This is a genomic window from Providencia sp. PROV252 (genome assembly GCF_033676005.1).
GTDB classification, from domain to species: domain Bacteria; phylum Pseudomonadota; class Gammaproteobacteria; order Enterobacterales; family Enterobacteriaceae; genus Providencia; species Providencia vermicola.
On record NZ_CP096294.1, the window covers coordinates 4,370,750 to 4,389,229 of the forward strand.

Annotated in this window: 14 protein-coding genes; 10 read left to right on the forward strand and 4 right to left on the reverse strand. The window is 43.9% G+C overall.

The features are described 5' to 3' along the window. Positions 1-47 precede the first annotated feature (47 nt). From argE to M1F05_RS20310, 3 genes are all read left to right on the forward strand, one after another. Positions 48-1,202, forward strand: a complete 1,155-nt coding sequence (gene argE, locus M1F05_RS20300) for an acetylornithine deacetylase (RefSeq protein WP_206085982.1) — start codon at positions 48-50, stop codon at positions 1,200-1,202. 396 nt (positions 1,203-1,598) lie between these two features. Continuing rightward, positions 1,599-2,483, forward strand: a complete 885-nt coding sequence (metF, locus tag M1F05_RS20305; RefSeq protein ID WP_206085981.1) for a methylenetetrahydrofolate reductase — start codon at positions 1,599-1,601, stop codon at positions 2,481-2,483. A 96-nt stretch (positions 2,484-2,579) separates the two neighbouring features. Next, positions 2,580-2,816 carry a hypothetical protein gene (locus M1F05_RS20310; protein WP_206085980.1) on the forward strand — a complete coding sequence of 79 codons (237 nt, stop codon included), beginning with the start codon at positions 2,580-2,582 and terminating at the stop codon, positions 2,814-2,816. A 181-nt stretch (positions 2,817-2,997) separates the two neighbouring features. Here M1F05_RS20310 and ppc read toward each other — a convergent pair whose 3' ends face one another. From ppc to metB, 3 genes are all read right to left on the reverse strand, one after another. Continuing rightward, positions 2,998-5,637, reverse strand: coding sequence for a phosphoenolpyruvate carboxylase (gene ppc / locus M1F05_RS20315; RefSeq protein ID WP_206085979.1), 2,640 nt, complete (start codon positions 5,635-5,637; stop codon positions 2,998-3,000). 404 nt (positions 5,638-6,041) lie between these two features. Then, positions 6,042-8,483, reverse strand: a complete 2,442-nt coding sequence (locus M1F05_RS20320) for a bifunctional aspartate kinase/homoserine dehydrogenase II (RefSeq protein ID WP_206085978.1) — start codon at positions 8,481-8,483, stop codon at positions 6,042-6,044. Positions 8,484-8,495: 12 nt separating this feature from the next. Next, positions 8,496-9,656: a cystathionine gamma-synthase gene (metB, locus tag M1F05_RS20325; RefSeq protein ID WP_206085977.1), complete on the reverse strand. Its 1,161-nt coding sequence runs from the start codon at positions 9,654-9,656 to the stop codon at positions 8,496-8,498. A 315-nt stretch (positions 9,657-9,971) separates the two neighbouring features. Here metB and metJ point away from each other — a divergent pair, with 315 nt between their 5' ends. Together metJ and M1F05_RS20335 are read left to right on the forward strand one after the other, a co-directional pair. Next, the gene (gene metJ / locus M1F05_RS20330) at positions 9,972-10,289 is read left to right on the forward strand and encodes a met regulon transcriptional regulator MetJ (RefSeq protein WP_004265315.1); all 318 of its coding nucleotides are present in this window, start codon (positions 9,972-9,974) and stop codon (positions 10,287-10,289) included. Between the two features lie 212 nt (positions 10,290-10,501). Beyond that, positions 10,502-11,245, forward strand: a complete 744-nt coding sequence (locus M1F05_RS20335) for a hypothetical protein (RefSeq protein ID WP_206085976.1) — start codon at positions 10,502-10,504, stop codon at positions 11,243-11,245. Between the two features lie 217 nt (positions 11,246-11,462). On the opposite strand, the gene rpmE is transcribed toward M1F05_RS20335, so the two are convergent. Beyond that, positions 11,463-11,678, reverse strand: coding sequence for a 50S ribosomal protein L31 (gene rpmE, locus M1F05_RS20340; protein ID WP_004265313.1), 216 nt, complete (start codon positions 11,676-11,678; stop codon positions 11,463-11,465). A 217-nt stretch (positions 11,679-11,895) separates the two neighbouring features. On the opposite strand from rpmE, the gene priA reads away from it, so the two are divergent. The 5 genes from priA to hslU all read left to right on the forward strand — a co-directional run bounded on the left by priA (position 11,896) and on the right by hslU (position 18,407). After that, on the forward strand, positions 11,896-14,094 hold the full coding sequence (gene priA / locus M1F05_RS20345) for a primosomal protein N' (RefSeq protein ID WP_206085975.1): 2,199 nt from the start codon (positions 11,896-11,898) through the stop codon (positions 14,092-14,094). A 352-nt stretch (positions 14,095-14,446) separates the two neighbouring features. Then, positions 14,447-15,475: a DNA-binding transcriptional regulator CytR gene (cytR, locus tag M1F05_RS20350; RefSeq protein ID WP_206085974.1), complete on the forward strand. Its 1,029-nt coding sequence runs from the start codon at positions 14,447-14,449 to the stop codon at positions 15,473-15,475. Between the two features lie 73 nt (positions 15,476-15,548). After that, on the forward strand, positions 15,549-16,364 hold the full coding sequence (gene ftsN, locus M1F05_RS20355; RefSeq protein ID WP_206085973.1) for a cell division protein FtsN: 816 nt from the start codon (positions 15,549-15,551) through the stop codon (positions 16,362-16,364). Positions 16,365-16,530: 166 nt separating this feature from the next. After that, entirely contained in the window at positions 16,531-17,061 is a 531-nt protein-coding gene (gene hslV / locus M1F05_RS20360) for an ATP-dependent protease subunit HslV (protein WP_004265304.1), read from the forward strand. An 11-nt stretch (positions 17,062-17,072) separates the two neighbouring features. Further along, complete coding sequence (gene hslU / locus M1F05_RS20365; protein WP_206085972.1) at positions 17,073-18,407, forward strand: HslU--HslV peptidase ATPase subunit; 1,335 nt, start codon at positions 17,073-17,075, stop codon at positions 18,405-18,407. Positions 18,408-18,480: the final 73 nt, after the last annotated feature.

The window sequence follows — 18,480 nt, forward strand, 5'->3', positions numbered from 1 at the left end:
ATAAAGTGCATGAATATTGATACTATTATGGATTAAGGCTGTCAACAGTGAATATTAAATTACCTGCATTTATTGAGATTTATCGTCAATTAATTGCCACTCCATCGATTAGTGCAACTGATTCTCATTTGGATCAAAGCAATAAAGCCCTTGTGGAACTCCTTGGTGGATGGTTAGAGACTCTGGGGTTTTCGGTCAATATTCAGCCCGTACCGGAAACACGTGATAAATATAACCTGCTGGCTTCCATTGGAGAGGGTAATGGCGGCCTGATGCTATGTGGGCATACCGATACTGTGCCTTTTGATGATGGACGTTGGAGTAAAAACCCTTTCGAGCTTACTGAACATGATGGTAAGCTTTACGGTCTTGGTACTGCTGACATGAAAGGCTTTTTTGCTTTTATTGTCGATGCATTGCGCGATATGGATCTTGCCAAACTCAAGCGCCCTCTGCATATCCTTGCGACTGCCGATGAAGAAACCTCGATGGCAGGAGCCCGTTACTTTGCAGCGAATACAGCACTGCGCCCTGATTTTGCCATTATCGGTGAGCCAACCTCATTACAACCGATACGTGCACATAAAGGCCATTTATCTAACGCTATCCGCATTACGGGGCAATCGGGACATTCAAGTGACCCTGAGCGTGGTGTAAATGCCATTGAGCTAATGCATGAGTCGATTTCTCATTTAATGACGCTGCGTAACACATTGAAAGAGCGTTTTAATAACCCAGCTTTCGTGATCCCTTATCCCACCATGAACTTTGGTCATATTCATGGCGGTGATGCGGCGAACCGTATTTGTGGTTGCTGTGAATTACATATGGATATTCGCCCATTACCAGGGCTGACATTGCAAGATTTGGATGAGCTATTGAATGATGCCCTCGAACCTGTGCGGGCAAGATGGCCAGGTCGTTTGGCGATTGAGTCAATGCACCCACCGATCCCAGGTTATGAATGCCCGACAGACCACAAAATGGTCGCCGTGATTGAGCAGTTACTGGGTCAAAAAGCGGATACCGTGAACTACTGTACCGAAGCGCCATTTATTCAAGAACTTTGCCCTACTTTAGTCCTCGGCCCAGGTTCTATTGAACAAGCTCATCAACCCGATGAATTTATCGATATGCGCTTTATCGAACCTACTCGCCAATTAATTAGCCAAATGATTGAGCATTTCTGTTTCACCGAATAAATCTAACTAGCCACTCATATAAACGCGACGCTGAAAAGGGTCGCGTCAAACTGCTGACAAACCGATTAGGTTTGACTGCAGGTTGGATTGGTTTTGAAAATAAACGAGAAAAATCAATTCATTGATTTTTGGCTGATAACACAAAGCAGGAAAAACCACGCTTTTATCCTGCTTTGTCAACAACCTCACGCGACGCTGAAAAGAGTCGCGTTTTTTTATCATGAATTTTTTTCCTGTTCTGACTGAAAAAACATCAGCGACATAATTTAATTTAAGTATTGACTATTGATACCGATCTGGTAATTTCTATTTAGACGTCTAAACGTATAGATGCATACATGGATATAATAATTTACAAAGATAATAGTTAGTCTGCTAATTGCGAGGTTACAGGGTATGAGTTTTTTTCACGCGAATCAGCGCGAGGCGCTAAATCAAAATTTAGCTGAATTAGATGGCCAAATTAATGTTTCATTCGAATTTTTCCCACCTCGCAGTGAAGAGATGGAGCAGACGCTTTGGAAATCCATCGATCGGCTCAAAAACCTGAAACCTAAATTTGTCTCTGTTACCTATGGCGCTAACTCAGGCGAACGGGACAGAACCCATAGCATCATTAAAGATATCAAAGACAAAACTGGCTTAGTAGCTGCACCACACTTAACCTGTATTGACGCAAGTAAAGATGAATTAAAATCTATCGCTCGTGACTATTGGAATAATGGTATTCGCCATATCGTTGCCTTACGAGGTGATTTTCCCGATAGCAGCCATAAACCTGATATGTATGCGACAGATTTGGTTGAGTTATTAAAAGGCGAGGCCGATTTTGATATTTCAGTCGCGGCTTACCCTGAAGTTCACCCTGAAGCCAAAAGCGCACAAGCTGACTTAATTAACCTGAAAAAGAAAATTGATGCAGGGGCTAATCGCGCTATCACCCAGTTTTTCTTTGATGTCGAAAGCTATTTACGTTTTCGTGACCGCTGCGTAGCAACGGGTATTGATGTGGAAATAGTGCCAGGAATTTTGCCTGTGTCCAATTTCCGCCAATTAGAGCGTTTTGCCAAACTGACCAACGTGCGCATCCCTGCGTGGATGAGCAGAATGTATGAAGGGTTAGATGATGACCCAGAAAGCCGCAACCTTGTTGGGGCATCCATCGCGATGGACATGGTGAAGATCCTCAGCCGCGAAGGCGTGAAAGATTTTCATTTTTACACACTGAACCGTTCTGAGCTCACCTATGCCATCTGCCATACTTTAGGGGTTAGGCCTTAATCCCTCATTGTCGTGATGCGTTTTTGATAATACATCACGGCATTGCTTGCTTTATGAAAGCGTTCTAATTCCACTTAGTTATACTCATTGAACATGATGAGCAAAGCTCAATCACTCAGCGAGTATTTATCCTTAAAAAGTACCGTACCTTACTACGATATGCCACCTTGGAAAGAGGGCGTTGCTGAAGGCTTAATCAAGCACGCAAAAAAATACGGTACTGAAGATGCCATGACGTCTAAAATCAGTGGCTACACACTTGATGGCGATATTAGGGCTTCCTATTTAAATGCGGCCCAGTATATTCCACCAACCCCAAACCAATTAAATTAGCTAAAGAAGAAGCAACTAATAAGGAGATTGCTAGTTTAAAATCCAACGATGAAATCCGTGAATTCATTACACCAAAAAATGAATGGGAAAAATGGGATCAATGGAAAGCAAATCAATAAAAAGTAAAAAGGTTACCTTAATAGGTAACCTTTCAATTCTCAGCTAAATCGGTAACTCGCTACTAACCTGTATTACGCATCCCTGCCGCAACACCAGCAATAGTCACCATCAGTGCTTGTTCAACACGTGGATCTGGGTGTTCTTGTTGGCGAGAACGGTGCAGTAATTCTGCCTGCAACACGTTAAGTGGATCGGTATATACGTTACGCAGGGCGATAGACTCGGCAATCCACGGTAAATCCGCCATAAGTGCTTCGTCTTTCGATACCGCCAGCACACTCTTAATATCATCCGATAACTGGTCACGCAGTTTTTGCCCCAATGGCCACAAACGCTCTTCCACTAAACGGTGATCATAGTATTCCGCCAGCCACAGGTCAGCTTTGGCATACACCATCTCTAACATCGCAATTCGGGTATTAAAGAACGGCCATTGCTGCCACATTTCATCAAGCACAGATTGCTTGCCCTCTTGCTCAATTACATGTTTCAGTGCCGCCCCAGCACCTAACCATGCAGGGAGCATTAAGCGGTTTTGCGTCCAGGCAAAAATCCATGGAATTGCACGCAAGGTTTCCACACCACCCGTCGGGCGACGTTTTGCTGGACGTGAGCCTAATGGTAATTTACCCAGTTCTTGCTCGGGGGTTGCAGCACGGAAGTAAGGGACAAAGTCTGGCTGCTCACGCACATAGTCTCGGTACATAGTACAAGAAACGTCAGACAGCGAATCCATGACAGATTTCCACTCATTTTTTGGCTCTGGTGGTGGTAATAAATTCGCTTCTAAAATCGCACTTGCATACAACGCAAGGCTGCTAATGGTGACTTGTGGTAGACCGAATTTAAAGCGGATCATTTCCCCTTGTTCAGTCACGCGTAAGCCACCCTTTAAACTTCCTGGTGGTTGAGACAGTAATGCAGAATGTGCTGGTGCACCGCCGCGACCGATGGTACCACCACGGCCATGGAATAACGTCAGCGTAACACCTTCTTTTTCACACAGTTTAATTAACGCATCTTGCGCACGATATTGCGCCCATGATGCGGCCATCACACCCGCATCTTTCGCGGAGTCTGAGTAACCAATCATCACCATTTGGCGGTCATCGATAAGCTCACGATACCAGTCAATGCTTAACAGTTTTGTCATGACGCTTTGTGCGTTATTTAAGTCCTCAAGGGTTTCAAATAACGGAGCAACAGGCAGTCGAATAGAAGCACCCGCCTCTTTGAGCAATAATTTGACTGCTAAAACATCTGAAGGGACTTTTGCCATTGAAATCACGTAGGCTGCGATGGAATCATTCTTCGCTTTCGCAATCACGCGACACGTTTCAAACACTTCTTGGGTTTCAGCACTTGGTTGCCAATCTTGCGGGATCAATGGACGGCGGGACTGCAATTCTGTTAATAAAAATTGCTGCTTTTCTTCCTCAGACCACTGTGCATAATCGCCTAATCCCAAATACTGAGTAAGTTCTGCAATCGCATCGGTATGACGTGTGCTTTCTTGGCGCACATCGATACGCACCAGTTGTAAACCAAAGCTGCGAATACGGCGTAAGGTATCTAACAACTGACCATTGGCAATAATTTTCATATTGCAGGCAATCAATGATTGATAACAGGCGTATAGCGGGTCCCATAATTGGGCGTTATCCGTTAACAGATCTGCAGGTGGCAGAACTTGTTCGCCTTTCACACGACGTTCTAAATATTCTAACGTAGAGAATAATTGACTACGCAGGTTTTTTGCGATCTGACGATAAGGTTCGTCAACATCATCTCCCCCTGCTAACGCACGCAGCTCAGGTGTGGCTTCCGTCATGGATAACTCAGAGACTAGAACCTGAATATCTTTGAGGAATAAATCTGCCGCTTTCCAACGGCTTAATAGCAAGACGTGGCGAGTGACATCTGCTGTTACGTTTGGGTTACCATCGCGGTCGCCACCCATCCATGATGTAAAACGGATTGGGTTAGCTTCGACAGGAAGAACAGCCCCAATAGACTCTTCCAGTTGCTCGTTAAACTCGCGTAAAAACGCAGGAACCCCTTCCCACAACGAATTTTCTACAACCGCAAATCCCCATTTTGCTTCATCAATTGGCGTTGGGCGAATTTTACGGATTTCGTCCGTATGCCAGGATTGAGCCACTAATTGGCGCAGACGGCGCATGATGTTATTACGTTCATAGTCGGCAATATCATCGTGATCGAGTTGTGATAAGCAATTATTTACCTCGACCAATTTGTGGATCAGAGTACGACGCGCAATCTCAGTTGGGTGCGCGGTTAACACCAGCTCAATGGATAACTGCTCCACCGCTTTTTGGATATCGTTATCGGTAAAACTTTTGTCTTTTAAGCGGCTGAATAATTTTTTCAGTGCCACTGGGTTGCTTGCCGCTTCCCCGTGTGGAGAAATACTGTGGTACTGCTCAGCCACGTTAGTCAGGTTTAAAAATTGGTTAAATGCCCTTGCAACGGGAAGCAATTCATCATTCGAAAGGTTTTGTAATGTCATCAACAATTTTTGGCGTTGAACTTCATTACCTGCACGGGAGGATTTGGAAAGCTTACGAATGGATTCAACTTTATCAAGTATGTCCTCGCCTAGTGCTTCCTTGATGGTATCGCCGAGTAGCTTACCCAGCATACTGACATTACTGCGCATTGCGGAATATTGCTGATTCATGAGACTCCTGACCTTGTGCTTCTGGCAGAATGCATCCCCGCACTAAGCACGGTTAACAGACTGCGACCTGTTTCCTGTAACAAAATTTCAGTCGGCTGCGTTAGAGTTGTCGTTTTGTGATGCAGCCCGCTAAATTTACCCTTGAGTGTATATTCATATCAGAAAAAAATGGCTTTGGGGGATTTTTCTGAAATTTAATTACAGCCTTATTTTTATTAATTTTTCTTATTTAAGTATTGTTTCAGCGCAATATATCGTCGATTCAGCACTTTTAAGACATGAATAATGTTGAAGAATTAAATCATCAGAATAAAAAAAGGGAAAAAATGGCGAGAATTAAAAAATTTCATGGATGCATTGGCGCTCTTTATAAAAATAAGAGCACCAATACAAACAAAAAATAACTACAGCAATTGAGATAATCGGTTTAAATCCGATTGAATTGCCCCAGCAGTGACATCGCGTCCAGCACCAGGGCCGCGGATGACTAATGGGTTATCACGATACCAACGACTTTCGATAGCAAATACATTATCGCCTGGCAATAATGAGGCCAATGGGTGGTCTGGTTTTACCGCTTCCACACCCACTTTCGCTTTCCCTTTCACTGCATCAAACCGAGCCACATAACGCAGCACTAACCCTAGTTCTTGTGCCGCTTCTAAACGCTGTTGCATTTGCTCGTTGATCACCGCGCTGTTTTCGAAAAACTCATCCAAAGAACCTGTCTGTGCTTGTTTTGGTACTAATGATTCAACACGTACTTCATCGGGTTCAATATCATAACCCGCCTCACGTGCTAAAATAATCAATTTACGCATCACATCTTGCCCAGAAAGGTCAATTCGTGGGTCAGGTTCAGTTAAACCCTGCTGCCACGCTTGCTCGACAAGTTCGCTAAACGGTACTGAGCCATCAAATTGCAAAAATAACCAAGACAACGTCCCCGAGAAAATACCGCTAATCGCCAGTATTCCATCTCCACTTTCTTTCAAGTCACGCACTGTGTAGTTGATGGGTAACCCTGCACCTACAGTCGCGTTATACAACCAGTGGCGACCTGTTTTTGAAAAGGCGTCACGAATTTGGCGATATTGCTCTGTTTGTGCCGCCCCAGCGATTTTGTTGGCACTGATCACATGGAAGCCATAACTGGCAAAATCTATATAGCTTTCAGCTAATGCCTCACTGGCTGTAACATCTAAAACCACTAAGTCATCATAAGGATGGGAACGCATCCAAAGAAATAAGTTGTCGTCTGCATGTTCAATGGCTTCATCGTCAAAAAAGGCTAATGCACGACTTGGGTCGATACCTTGATAATTCAATAAGCTGCGACGACTATCCACCACACCTGCCAACACAAAATCGAAATCACTGCGAGCAGAGATATTCGGTTGTTCTGCCGCGAAAAGCTCTAACCAACGTGCGCCAATATTCCCTTTACCAAATAACACTAAGCCAATACGTTTTTCGGCGCGGAACAAGCTTTGGTGCATACCTTGGATCAGGTGCTCAGTTTGATTAGTTCGCAGCACTGCAACCAAACTAATGGCATCTTCTGAATGCCAAATGAATTCGACAGGCTGGCCTTTAAGCTCTTCATAGAAACGATGGCTATGTAGTGGTTTTTTGCAAACACCTGCGCCAACTAAAGCGACTAAAGAAAAACCTTCCCGTAACGATAATGCCCCTGGTAAAGCCGCTTCTTCGAGAACATTTAGCGCACTTTCGACAATTTCAGAGGTATAACACAATTGAATTAACGCACGGTCATCGTGAATTCCCCGCGCAAGTGGACGTAACTGAACGCGTTTGAGCAGTAAGTCCACATCTTTGCAAATTTGTTTGAAATCACGACCTGCTGCAATACGCAGCTCAATCAAACAGACATCATCATGGCTTGTGACAATTTTTGCCCCTGCACCAGAGGCTAAAACGCGTTCAATTTTTGTAGAGCCCTGCTCTGGCTGGTAACTACACCTAAGTTGCAAATCAATATTGCTTACAGAAACAGGCTGTAAAGTACGTGTATGTAAAACAGGAGCCGCTAAACGCGCTAATTCACTTGCTTCATCAAGGCGCAATAAGGGCAGCAAACAGGCATCTTTCACTTTACGAGGGTCCGCACTGTACACCCCTGCAACATCACTCCAAATTGTGACTTTTGCCACATCTGCCAATGCTCCCACTTGGGTCGCCGAATAATCACTCCCATTGCGCCCCAATAGAACTGTTTCACCCTGCTGATTACGCGAGATAAACCCAGTCACAACAATACGGCGATTAGGTAATTGCGTTAACTGCTGCTGTAATAAATAACGTGATTTTATTTCATCAACTTGTGGCTGTGCAGCACGTTCAGCGCGTAGAAATAGACGTGCATCTAACCAAGCACTTGGCATGCCAGTTTGTGTGAGTACTTCCGCCATTAAGCGTGCCGACCAAATTTCACCATGGCCAACCACTTCCGCATAAACCGCATCATTAACGGGATGATCAAGCAAAGCGCTTAAACGCTCTAAGTCTTGAATAAATAACCGCCCTAAAGTCTCTGCCTGTTTTTCTGGCAAAAGATTTTCAATTAGCTCAAGCTGATAACGACGTAAAGATTGCTGTACCTGATGAGCCGAAATACGGTCACTTTGGCTCAATTTCAACCAATTAATCAATTGATTAGTTGTACTGCCAGCTGCAGAAACCACCATTAAATCATCGGGTTGGCTATAGTTTGCCATAATAGCTGCGACCCGCTGATAACACTTTGCATCCGCTAAACTACTTCCCCCAAACTTATGTAACTGACGGTGACAAGGAGCCACCTCAACCGCTGTTAGTACACTCATCAAAAAACTCCGCTAACGTTGTGCCGCAACCTTAAATGCTTGATCTAAATCTGCAATTAAATCCTGCACATCTTCAATCCCGACTGAAATACGCAATAAACTGTCTGTAATACCTGCCTCAAAACGCGCCTGTGCTGACATCCCTGCATGGGTCATTGTGGCTGTATGTGAAATCAATGTTTCTACCCCACCTAATGATTCCGCTAATGTAAACAGCTTTAGTGCACGCAAGAAATGACGTAATTGTGACTCATCACCTGCAAATTCAAAACTTAACATCGCCCCAAACCCTTTTTGTTGTTTGAGTGCAATTTCATGGCCTGGATGATCTTCCAGTGCAGGATAATACAATTTTTTGACCAAAGGCTGAGCTTTAAGATATTTTACGATTTCATGTGCATTTTGTTGTTGCTGTAAAATACGCGGGGACAAGGTTCGAATGCCCCTCAACAATAAATAGCTATCAAACGCCCCGCCTGTTACGCCAATATTATTGGCCCACCACGCTAATTCTATTGCCCATTTCTCTTCTTTTGCAATCACAACCCCTGCCACAATATCTGAGTGACCATTAAGATATTTTGTACAGGAATGCACAACAAAATCGGCACCGAGCGAGATAGGTTGCTGAAGTATCGGGCTCAAAAACGTGTTATCCACCACGACCAATGCGCCAACTTCATGGGCTAACTGAGTAATCTGCTGGATATCAAAAATTCTTAATAGCGGGTTACTTGGCGTTTCGATAAGAACTAATTTTGGTTTTTTCGCCAACGCCGCTTTTAATGCCGTTTCATCACTTTGGTCGACAAACTGAACTTGATATGCCCCGCGTTCATGCAGACTGTTAAATAAACGGTAGCTGCCGCCGTAACAATCATGTGGGGCGACTAATAAATCTCCTGGTCGCAAAAATACAGTACATATTAGGTGAAGCGCCGACATACCGCTATTTGTCATCACTGCTCCGCTACCACCTTCCAGCTGTGCCAATGTTTTTTGCACAATATCACGTCCTGGGTTGCCACGACGTGAATAATCATGAGCCCGAGGCTCATTAAAGTCAGTAAAATTATAGGTACTGGATAAATAAATGGGAGGCACTACGCAACCAAATTGTTGGTCTTCATTTAATCCATTATGAATTGCGATGGTTGACGGCTTGTAAGTCATAAACGCTTCTCCTGAACAGTGATAGACCAAATCATACCCATTGGATATTTAGACGTCAACATATCTAGACGTCTAAACCTCTTTACGTTTATATCAAGTAATGGAATAATCAGCCTTAATAATTATGTGTTAATTGATAGTCAATCGCATAAGTAGGCTTAGATCGTTAATTTTACGCAATATTTTGTGTTAAACTACATTAAGTCGCGCCTAACATATATGCAGGCATTCTCGATTTAGAGCTTAGAATAAGTTTCTATTAAAAAGAATATGCATATTATTTTTTATTATTACTGAAAATATCCAAGGTATCTCATGGCTGAATGGAATGGTGAATATGTCAGTCCGTATGCTGAACATGGCAAAAAGAGTGAGCAAGTAAAAAAAATTACAGTATCTATTCCGTTAAAGGTACTCAAAATTTTAACTGACGAACGTACTCGCCGTCAGATTAACAACTTACGTCATGCCACTAACAGTGAATTACTGTGTGAAGCATTTTTACATGCGTTCACTGGACAACCACTGCCAAATGATGAAGATCTGCGTAAAGAACGCAATGACGAGATCCCAGAAGCCGCAAAAGAAATTATGCGCGAATTGGGTATTGACCCAGAAACGTGGGAATATTAATTCTTACGAATTGCACTTACGCATTCCAAATACCCGTACTACGCCACAATCTCTGTGGCGTAGTGCCGTTTCCTAGATAAAAAATGGGCTAGATTCTTCTGAATTATTTTCAATTCAGAATCCCCCTCAGGCTTTATTCACTCCCACGTTCTACACTTTCGAGTATTAATCCATAGCCATAGCTAATAGTTAAAATCACGAAGGATAGTGCAATGAATAAATACAATCTGGCTTTAATTGGGCTACTAAGCGGTATGTTACTGGTCACCGCGGGGTGTGGGAATCGCCCATATGCGGAATTCCAAGACAATAAAGATGTCGCAGCCTCCCAATCTTCAGCGAAAAAACTTGGGACAAAATGGGGGGAAGATGTCAATTCTGCGGTTACCACCGTTAATGCCACACGCTTAACCAACACGCCTTTTGATACTGCTGCTATCTATTACCGTGGCGAACGAGTTCCTAACCATCTTCAAACCATGAGCTATATCGCGTTATCTCCCGTCGAAATTCAGGTGACAGATGAACGTGGTCGTAAAATGCCAATGTACCGTAATAACCAAGGGCAATATATTTTGCCTGCTCAAGAAGGCCAACGTTACCAATTAACCATCAAAAATACCGATAGAAATCGGATTTATGAAGTGGTGACAAGCGTCGATGGCATTGATGTATTAAATGGCCGCACAGGTTCTTATCAAAATAGTGGATATTTAATTCGCCCTAGAAGTGAAGTGACTATTGAAGGCTTCCGTAAAAGCCAAGACCAAGTCGCCGCATTCCGTTTTGCCGCTCCGCAAGAGTCCTATGTGAATCAAAATGCCCAAGGCGATGAACGAAATATTGGCGTCATTGGTTTTGCACTTTTTGAAGTCCGTGAAGAATTACCTGATTGTGAAGCCAATCCGTTCCCAGCAGATACGCAATACGCACCGGCTCCGTGCCGTAAGCGATAGATAATAAGCTATCGCTTCTTAGACGCGGGTAAATCTGATGTCAGTTATAACGACGATGGCGATACACTCAAGTCTAAAGTATAAGCCCGTAGTAATGATGGCATGTTCGTCATGCTTAACCGTTTCTAATTTATTCGGTTAAAAACAAGAAACGCCTATTTTAGGCATTAAAAAAGGGAAACTGAGTTTCCCTTTTTTTCGCATTTCACAAGTTCGATTATTTTTTAGAACCTGGGATGCTGAAACGTTGGTTGAAGCGATCAACACGACCACCAGTTGCAACATCACGCTGTTTACCAGTATAGAACGGGTGGCAGTTACCACAAACGTCCAGGTTCAGCGAGTGACCAGCAGTTGAATTAATTTTCATTACATTACCGCAAGAACAAGTTGCAGTAACTTCTTCGTATTTAGGGTGAATACCTTTTTTCATGGGAGAACCTCTATTAAGGCCGTGTCGCCATTCCAGCCCTAACGCCGGACACCACACGTCGTGTTGATTGAATTTACGTATTGGTAAAATTAAGTACCAAAGGCGGCGGATCATACAGAAATTCTGTTTATCACGCAATGAAAACCGAGTAAATTTTGTGATACTCTAGTGAAATATTATTGTTATCATCGCATAAAAAATAGACGGAAACCCAGTTATGATCGTCGTTCAGGTGGCTTTACCTGTTCCTTTAAACCGCACTTTTGATTATCGACTGCCAGATAACATGCCTCTTCCTGTTGTGGGGAGCCGTGTGATGGTACCATTTGGTAAACGCCAAGCCCTTGGTATTGTGGTCAAACATAGCGATAAAAGCGAGTTTACAGAAGATCAGCTAAAAACCATCGAACTGGTTCTCGACACACAAACACTGTTTCCTGATGATGTGTGGCAGCTCTTACTGTGGTCTTCTCAATATTACCATTACCCGATAGGCGAGGTTCTCTTTCATGCCTTACCAATATTACTGCGCCAAGGGAAAGCCGCTGAATTTACGCCAATCTGGCAATGGCAAGTCACTAAAACGGGAAGCGCTGCCGATCTCAATGAATTTAAGCGATCGCCCAAACAGCAACAAGCGCTAGCACTCCTCAAACGCCGCGCGGTTTATCGCCATCAAGTTAGTGAGCTTGAAATCAGTGAAAGCGCGCTACAATCCCTTAAAAAGAAAGAGTATGTCGAACTACATCCTGTGCAACCGACTGCCGAAAAATGGCAATCCACTTTTGAAGTGTGCGGTGAACGGTTACGTCTTAATAGTGAACAAGCTACAGCTGTCGGGGCGATACGTGCTCAAGACGATGAGTTTTCGCCTTGGTTACTAGCAGGTATCACGGGCTCAGGGAAAACAGAAGTCTATTTGAGTGTGCTAGAAAATGTGCTGGCACAAGGAAAACAAGCGCTCGTCCTGGTGCCTGAAATTGGTTTAACGCCACAAACGATTAACCGCTTTCGCGAACGGTTTAAAGCCCCTGTGGATGTGCTACATTCCGCTCTTAATGATAGCGAACGCTTAGCCGTCTGGTTACGCGCTAAATTAGGCCAAACCGCCATTATCATTGGTACGCGCTCTGCCCTTTTTACGCCATTTGCCAACCTCGGCATCATTATTATTGATGAAGAACACGACAATTCATACAAACAACAAGATGGCTGGCGTTATCACGCACGGGATTTGGCCGTTTTTAGAGCGAAAAAAAATAACATCCCAATAGTGATGGGCACTGCAACCCCTTCACTCGAAACCTTACTCAATGTGAAGCAACAAAAATATCGCCAACTAAATCTGACTATCCGCGCAGGAAATGCACGCCCTGCTACACAGCATTTAATTGATTTAAAAGGCCAACCGTTGAAGTTTGGTCTTTCACACTTGCTTATCCAACACATTAAAGAGCATCTAGCACAAAATAATCAGGTGATTTTGTTTTTAAATCGCCGCGGCTACTCCCCTGCGCTGATTTGCCATGAATGTGGTTGGATTGCTGAGTGCCAACGCTGCGATCACTACTATACGTTGCACCAAAACTTCCACCAGTTACGCTGCCACCACTGTGATAGCCAGCGCCCCGTTCCTCGCCAATGCCCACAATGCGGCTCAACCCATTTAGTTCCCGTTGGCATGGGAACGGAACAACTCGAAGAAGGGATATCGGAGCTATTCCCTAATACCCCTGTCACACGCATTGACCGAGATACAACAAGCCGTAAAGGGGAACTTGAACAACACTTGAACCAAGTCCACGAGGGCGGAGCTCGCATTTTAATTGGTACGCAAATGTTAGCCAAAGGCCATCATTTTCCTGATGTTACGCTAGTCGCATTACTGGATGTCGATGGTGCCCTCTTTTCCAGTGATTTTCGCGCCGCAGAGCGTTTTGCTCAACTGTATGTGCAGGTTTCAGGTCGTGCAGGTCGTGCGGGTAAACAAGGGGAAGTACTTTTACAAACTCACCACCCTGAACACCCTTTACTATTAACCTTATTGGAAAACGGCTATAACGCATTTACTCAAGAAGCGATGGAAGAACGCCGTGTAGCAATGCTCCCACCTTATACCAACCATATTTTGATCCGCTCAGAAGATCATAATAACCAGGACTCACGACAGTTCTTACAAAATGTCCGTCAGTACATCACAGAGCACCCACAAAGCGATGCTAAGCTATGGATTTTAGGGCCATCTCCGTCGATTCAAGCAAAACGTGGCGGTCGTTTCCGCTGGCAACTGCTGTTACAGCACCCTTCTCGCCCTTATTTACAACAATTTATGGCGCAGTTACTCCCTGAAATTCTTAAGCAGCCAGAAAGTCGCAAAGTAAAATGGAATGTAGATGTCGACCCAACAGACGGCTAAAGCATGACCGATATTTAAAGGGGTATTTTATTTTACCCTGATTATTCTATCAGTCGTTCTTCGTCTCTTGGCGTTCAGTTTATTGATATTATGAGCTATCTACTTTTTTTGCATAAATATCATTTTTTGTGTGAATTTCGAACAGATTGAGTTTCACCTATCTTTTTGCATCCTAAATTATTTTTGAAATTTGCGAAGCAGCTCTAAAAAATGACGCATGTCACACTTTTTATGCAAACTAGGTAACAGATATTATTGAGAATCCAATTAGAATAACTTCTAATCATAAATAATGACGTGCTTGCGCCATTCAAAAAAAAGCAAACGATTAAATCAATCTAAGGAAGGCGTTGTGGAAAGTAAAAAACACAATAACACAGCAACAATGAAAGATGTTGCTAGTGCCGCGGGCGTTTCGACAGCGACGGTCTCCAGAACATTAATGAACCCTGAAAAGGTCTCCTTACAGACCCGCCAAAAAGTCGAACAAGCGGTTATGGATGTTGGCTACTATCCTCATAACTTAGCAAGAAGCTATAAACGCAATGAATCAAAAACCATTTTGGTGTTAGTTCCCAATATTCGTGACCCGTTTTTTAGTGACGTGGTCTGTGGCATTGAAGAAATTGCCGCACAAGAAGGCTACTTTGTGTTGATTGGTGACTGCAAACACCAAGAAAAACAGGAAAATGCCTTTATTAATCTAATAATCACCAAACAAATCGATGGCATGGTGTTATTAGGCTCAAATATCCCGTTCGATATTTCGACTGAAGAACAAAAAAACTTACCCCCTATTGTGATGGCGAATGAATTCGCCCCTGAATTAAAACTACCGACTGTACACATTGACAACTTAACAGCAGCATTTAATGCCACCCATTACCTTCAAAAACAAGGCCACAAGCTGATTGCGTGTATTGCAGGGCCATCGCATATGCCACTTAGCCAGTATCGTTTAGAAGGCTACAAAAAAGCGATGTTGAGAACAGGGGAAAAATTGCGTGATGACTATATTATTCGTGGTGACTTTACACATGAGGGTGGCGCTGAAGCCGTGAAAACACTGTTATCTCTCCCTGAACCACCAACTGCGATTTTTTGCCACAGTGATATCATGGCTATTGGCGCAATGTGGCAAGCCAAAAAGATGGGGTTAACTCTGCCAGATGATTTATCTTTTGTTGGATTTGATAATTTAGAACAAGCAAAATATACCTTACCTGCGTTAACAACAATTAACCAACCTCGCGCGGAAATTGGTCATCATGCAATGCAATTGCTACTTGAACAAATCCATGGCAACAACGTTACACCAGGTTCACGTCTCCTAGATTCTGATTTAATCATCAGAGAGAGCACAAAAGCGCCTAAAAGCTAGTCAAAATTGTTCAGGTTAAGTAACATGTTAATCCAGATGATGACTAACGATTGATAACTAGTGAATTAATAGCGTGGCACAAAAAGATTATGTAGCTCGTGGGCGGTCATCCGCCCGTAAAAAAGGCAAAGGGAAATCAAAAAAAGCACAAGGTCTACCAATGACCACGCTGGTTGTTGCGGTGGCAATTGTTGTGCTATTTGTTGGTGGCCTGTTTTATATCACCCACAACAAAAAGGATGCGCCGCAGCCGCAAGTTGTTACACCTTCAGCTCCTGCAGGCAGCACGCTTCCCCCCAAACCTGAAGAGCGCTGGCGCTATATTAAAGAATTAGAACGCCGTGGCGTTGATTTGCCAAATACCCAGCAACCTAGCTCGGGTAATAATATTCTGCGCCCTTCAGACTTAACCCCTGAACAACGCCAATTATTAGAGCAAATGGATTCAGATAGACGCCAACCCGTCACGAATTTGCAAGAAGTGCCGTCCAACGGCAAACCTGTTCCTCGTTCTCAAGTGATTATCAATGAGCGCGCTCAACCTATTGAGCCTGTTCAACGTAAACCCGTGGTGAATGCTGAGCCAAAACCAGAAACTCGCCCTACTGCGCCAATTGCCCCTGTACAACCTGCAACACCTGCGGAGCCAAAGCCCGCAAATAGCATGCAAAACATGTTGGTACAATGTGGCTCATTCCGTACCGCTGACCAAGCGGAGTCTGTTCGCGCCACTTTAGCTTTTGCAGGGATTGAAAGCCGCGTGACTGCGGGTGGTGGCTGGCATCGAATTGTTCTTGGCCCTTATTCCAAGTCAACTGCAGAGAAAATGCGTGACCGCGCAGCAGGTGTTGGCGTTTCAGGTTGTATTCTTCGTGCATCAGGGGGTTGAAAAACCCCATCCCCCACCCCATCTACTGTTTTAACGCACTCATGAGCGGTTGTTTTTATCTTTAACCTAATCCAAGTGATAGCTAATCAACAACTATCACTTGGGTTTTATCTCTTGAAAATAAAACTCAACTGCATTTTTTTGTAATAAAACCAGGGGCTAACTCATGACAACAATCGTAAGTGTTCGCCGTAATGGCCAGGTCGTAATTGGTGGTGATGGACAGGCGACGATGGGTAATACCGTCATGAAAGGCAATGTCCGCAAAGTTCGCCGTCTCTATAATGACAAAGTCATTGCCGGATTTGCCGGTGGCACCGCAGACGCATTCACGCTTTTTGAATTGTTCGAACGCAAACTCGAACTGCACCAAGGCCATTTAACCAAAGCGGCCGTAGAACTCGCTAAAGATTGGCGTACAGACCGTATGCTGCGCAAACTAGAAGCACTGCTTGCCGTAGCAGATGAACATACCTCCCTCATCATCACGGGTAATGGTGATGTCGTTCAGCCAGAAAATGATTTAATCGCTATTGGCTCTGGTGGCCCATATGCACAATCTGCTGCACGCGCACTGTTAGAAAATACAGATTTAAGCGCAAAAGAAATTGCTGAAAAAGCACTCGCCATTGCAGGCGATATCTGTATTTACACCAACCATAATGTCAACTTTGAAGAAATTTCTTCAAAATCATAAGGATTGTTAGCATGTCCGAAATGACTCCACGCGAAATTGTCAGCGAACTCGACAATCATATTATTGGCCAAAATAAAGCCAAACGTTCTGTTGCCATTGCTCTGCGTAACCGCTGGCGCCGCATGCAGTTAAACGAAGTGTTACGCCATGAAGTCACGCCTAAAAATATTTTGATGATTGGCCCAACAGGGGTAGGTAAAACTGAAATTGCCCGCCGCTTAGCTAAATTAGCCAACGCGCCATTTATTAAAGTTGAAGCCACCAAATTTACTGAAGTAGGTTATGTGGGTAAAGAAGTCGACTCAATCATTCGTGATTTAACTGACTCCGCAGTAAAAATGGTGCGTTTGCAATCTATTGAAAAAAACCGCTACCGTGCGGAAGAAATGGCAGAAGAACGTATTCTGGATGTGTTGATCCCACCAGCAAAAAATAACTGGGGACAAACGGAGCCTGCAGATGAGCATTCGCCAGCACGCCAAACTTTCCGTAAAAAATTACGCGAAGGACAGTTAGACGATAAAGAAATTGAGATTGAAGTCGCTGCGTCACCGATGGGTGTTGAGATTATGGCACCTCCAGGTATGGAAGAGATGACCAACCAGCTGCAATCGATGTTCCAAAATCTCGCAGGGCAAAAACAAAAACCGCGTAAGATGAAAATCAAAGAAGCGTTCAAGTTGCTGGTGGAAGAAGAAGCCGCTAAGTTAGTTAACCCTGAAGAGTTAAAAGAACAAGCCATCGAAGCCGTTGAGCAAAACGGTATTGTGTTTATCGATGAGTTCGACAAAATCTGTAAACGCGGTGGGCAAAGTTCAGGTCCAGATGTCTCTCGTGAAGGGGTACAACGTGACTTACTGCCACTCATCGAGGGTTGTACCATTTCGACTAAACACGGTATGGTAAAAACCGACCATATCCTGTTTATTGCCTCTGGTGCCTTCCAAGTCTCTAGCCCATCGGATTTAATTCCTGAATTACAAGGCCGTTTGCCAATTCGCGTTGAATTGCAAGCGTTGACCACGGAAGATTTCGTGCGGATATTAACGGAGCCAAATGCCTCTTTAACGGAACAATATAAAGCACTGATGGCCACTGAAGGGGTAAATATTGAGTTCACTGCTGACGGTATTCGTAAGATTGCTGAGTCTGCATGGCAGGTCAATGAGTCTACCGAAAACATCGGTGCACGCCGCCTGCACACAGTGCTTGAGCGTTTAATGGAAGACATCTCTTTTGATGCAAGCGACCGTAATGGCCAAACCATCCAAATTGATGCGCAATACGTGAAACAGCACTTAGATGAGCTGGTTGCGGACGAAGACTTGAGTAGATTTATTTTATAATCTTATTAATTATCAGGTTTTCATGTATCCTTAATATACATCGACTAAAGTGCAGCTTTTATCGCTGCACTTT

Bases quoted from the DNA above. Each gene is read 5' to 3' on its own strand.
- metF (WP_206085981.1), top strand. From the start codon at position 1,599: ATGAGTTTTTTTCACGCGAATCAGCGCGAGGCGCTAAATCAAAATTTA.
- M1F05_RS20310 (WP_206085980.1), top strand. From the start codon at position 2,580: ATGAGCAAAGCTCAATCACTCAGCGAGTATTTATCCTTAAAAAGTACC.
- ppc (WP_206085979.1), bottom strand. From the start codon at position 5,637: ATGAATCAGCAATATTCCGCAATGCGCAGTAATGTCAGTATGCTGGGT.
- M1F05_RS20320 (WP_206085978.1), bottom strand. From the start codon at position 8,483: ATGAGTGTACTAACAGCGGTTGAGGTGGCTCCTTGTCACCGTCAGTTA.
- metB (WP_206085977.1), bottom strand. From the start codon at position 9,656: ATGACTTACAAGCCGTCAACCATCGCAATTCATAATGGATTAAATGAA.
- metJ (WP_004265315.1), top strand. From the start codon at position 9,972: ATGGCTGAATGGAATGGTGAATATGTCAGTCCGTATGCTGAACATGGC.
- M1F05_RS20335 (WP_206085976.1), top strand. From the start codon at position 10,502: ATGAATAAATACAATCTGGCTTTAATTGGGCTACTAAGCGGTATGTTA.
- rpmE (WP_004265313.1), bottom strand. From the start codon at position 11,678: ATGAAAAAAGGTATTCACCCTAAATACGAAGAAGTTACTGCAACTTGT.
- priA (WP_206085975.1), top strand. From the start codon at position 11,896: ATGATCGTCGTTCAGGTGGCTTTACCTGTTCCTTTAAACCGCACTTTT.
- hslV (WP_004265304.1), top strand. From the start codon at position 16,531: ATGACAACAATCGTAAGTGTTCGCCGTAATGGCCAGGTCGTAATTGGT.
- hslU (WP_206085972.1), top strand. From the start codon at position 17,073: ATGTCCGAAATGACTCCACGCGAAATTGTCAGCGAACTCGACAATCAT.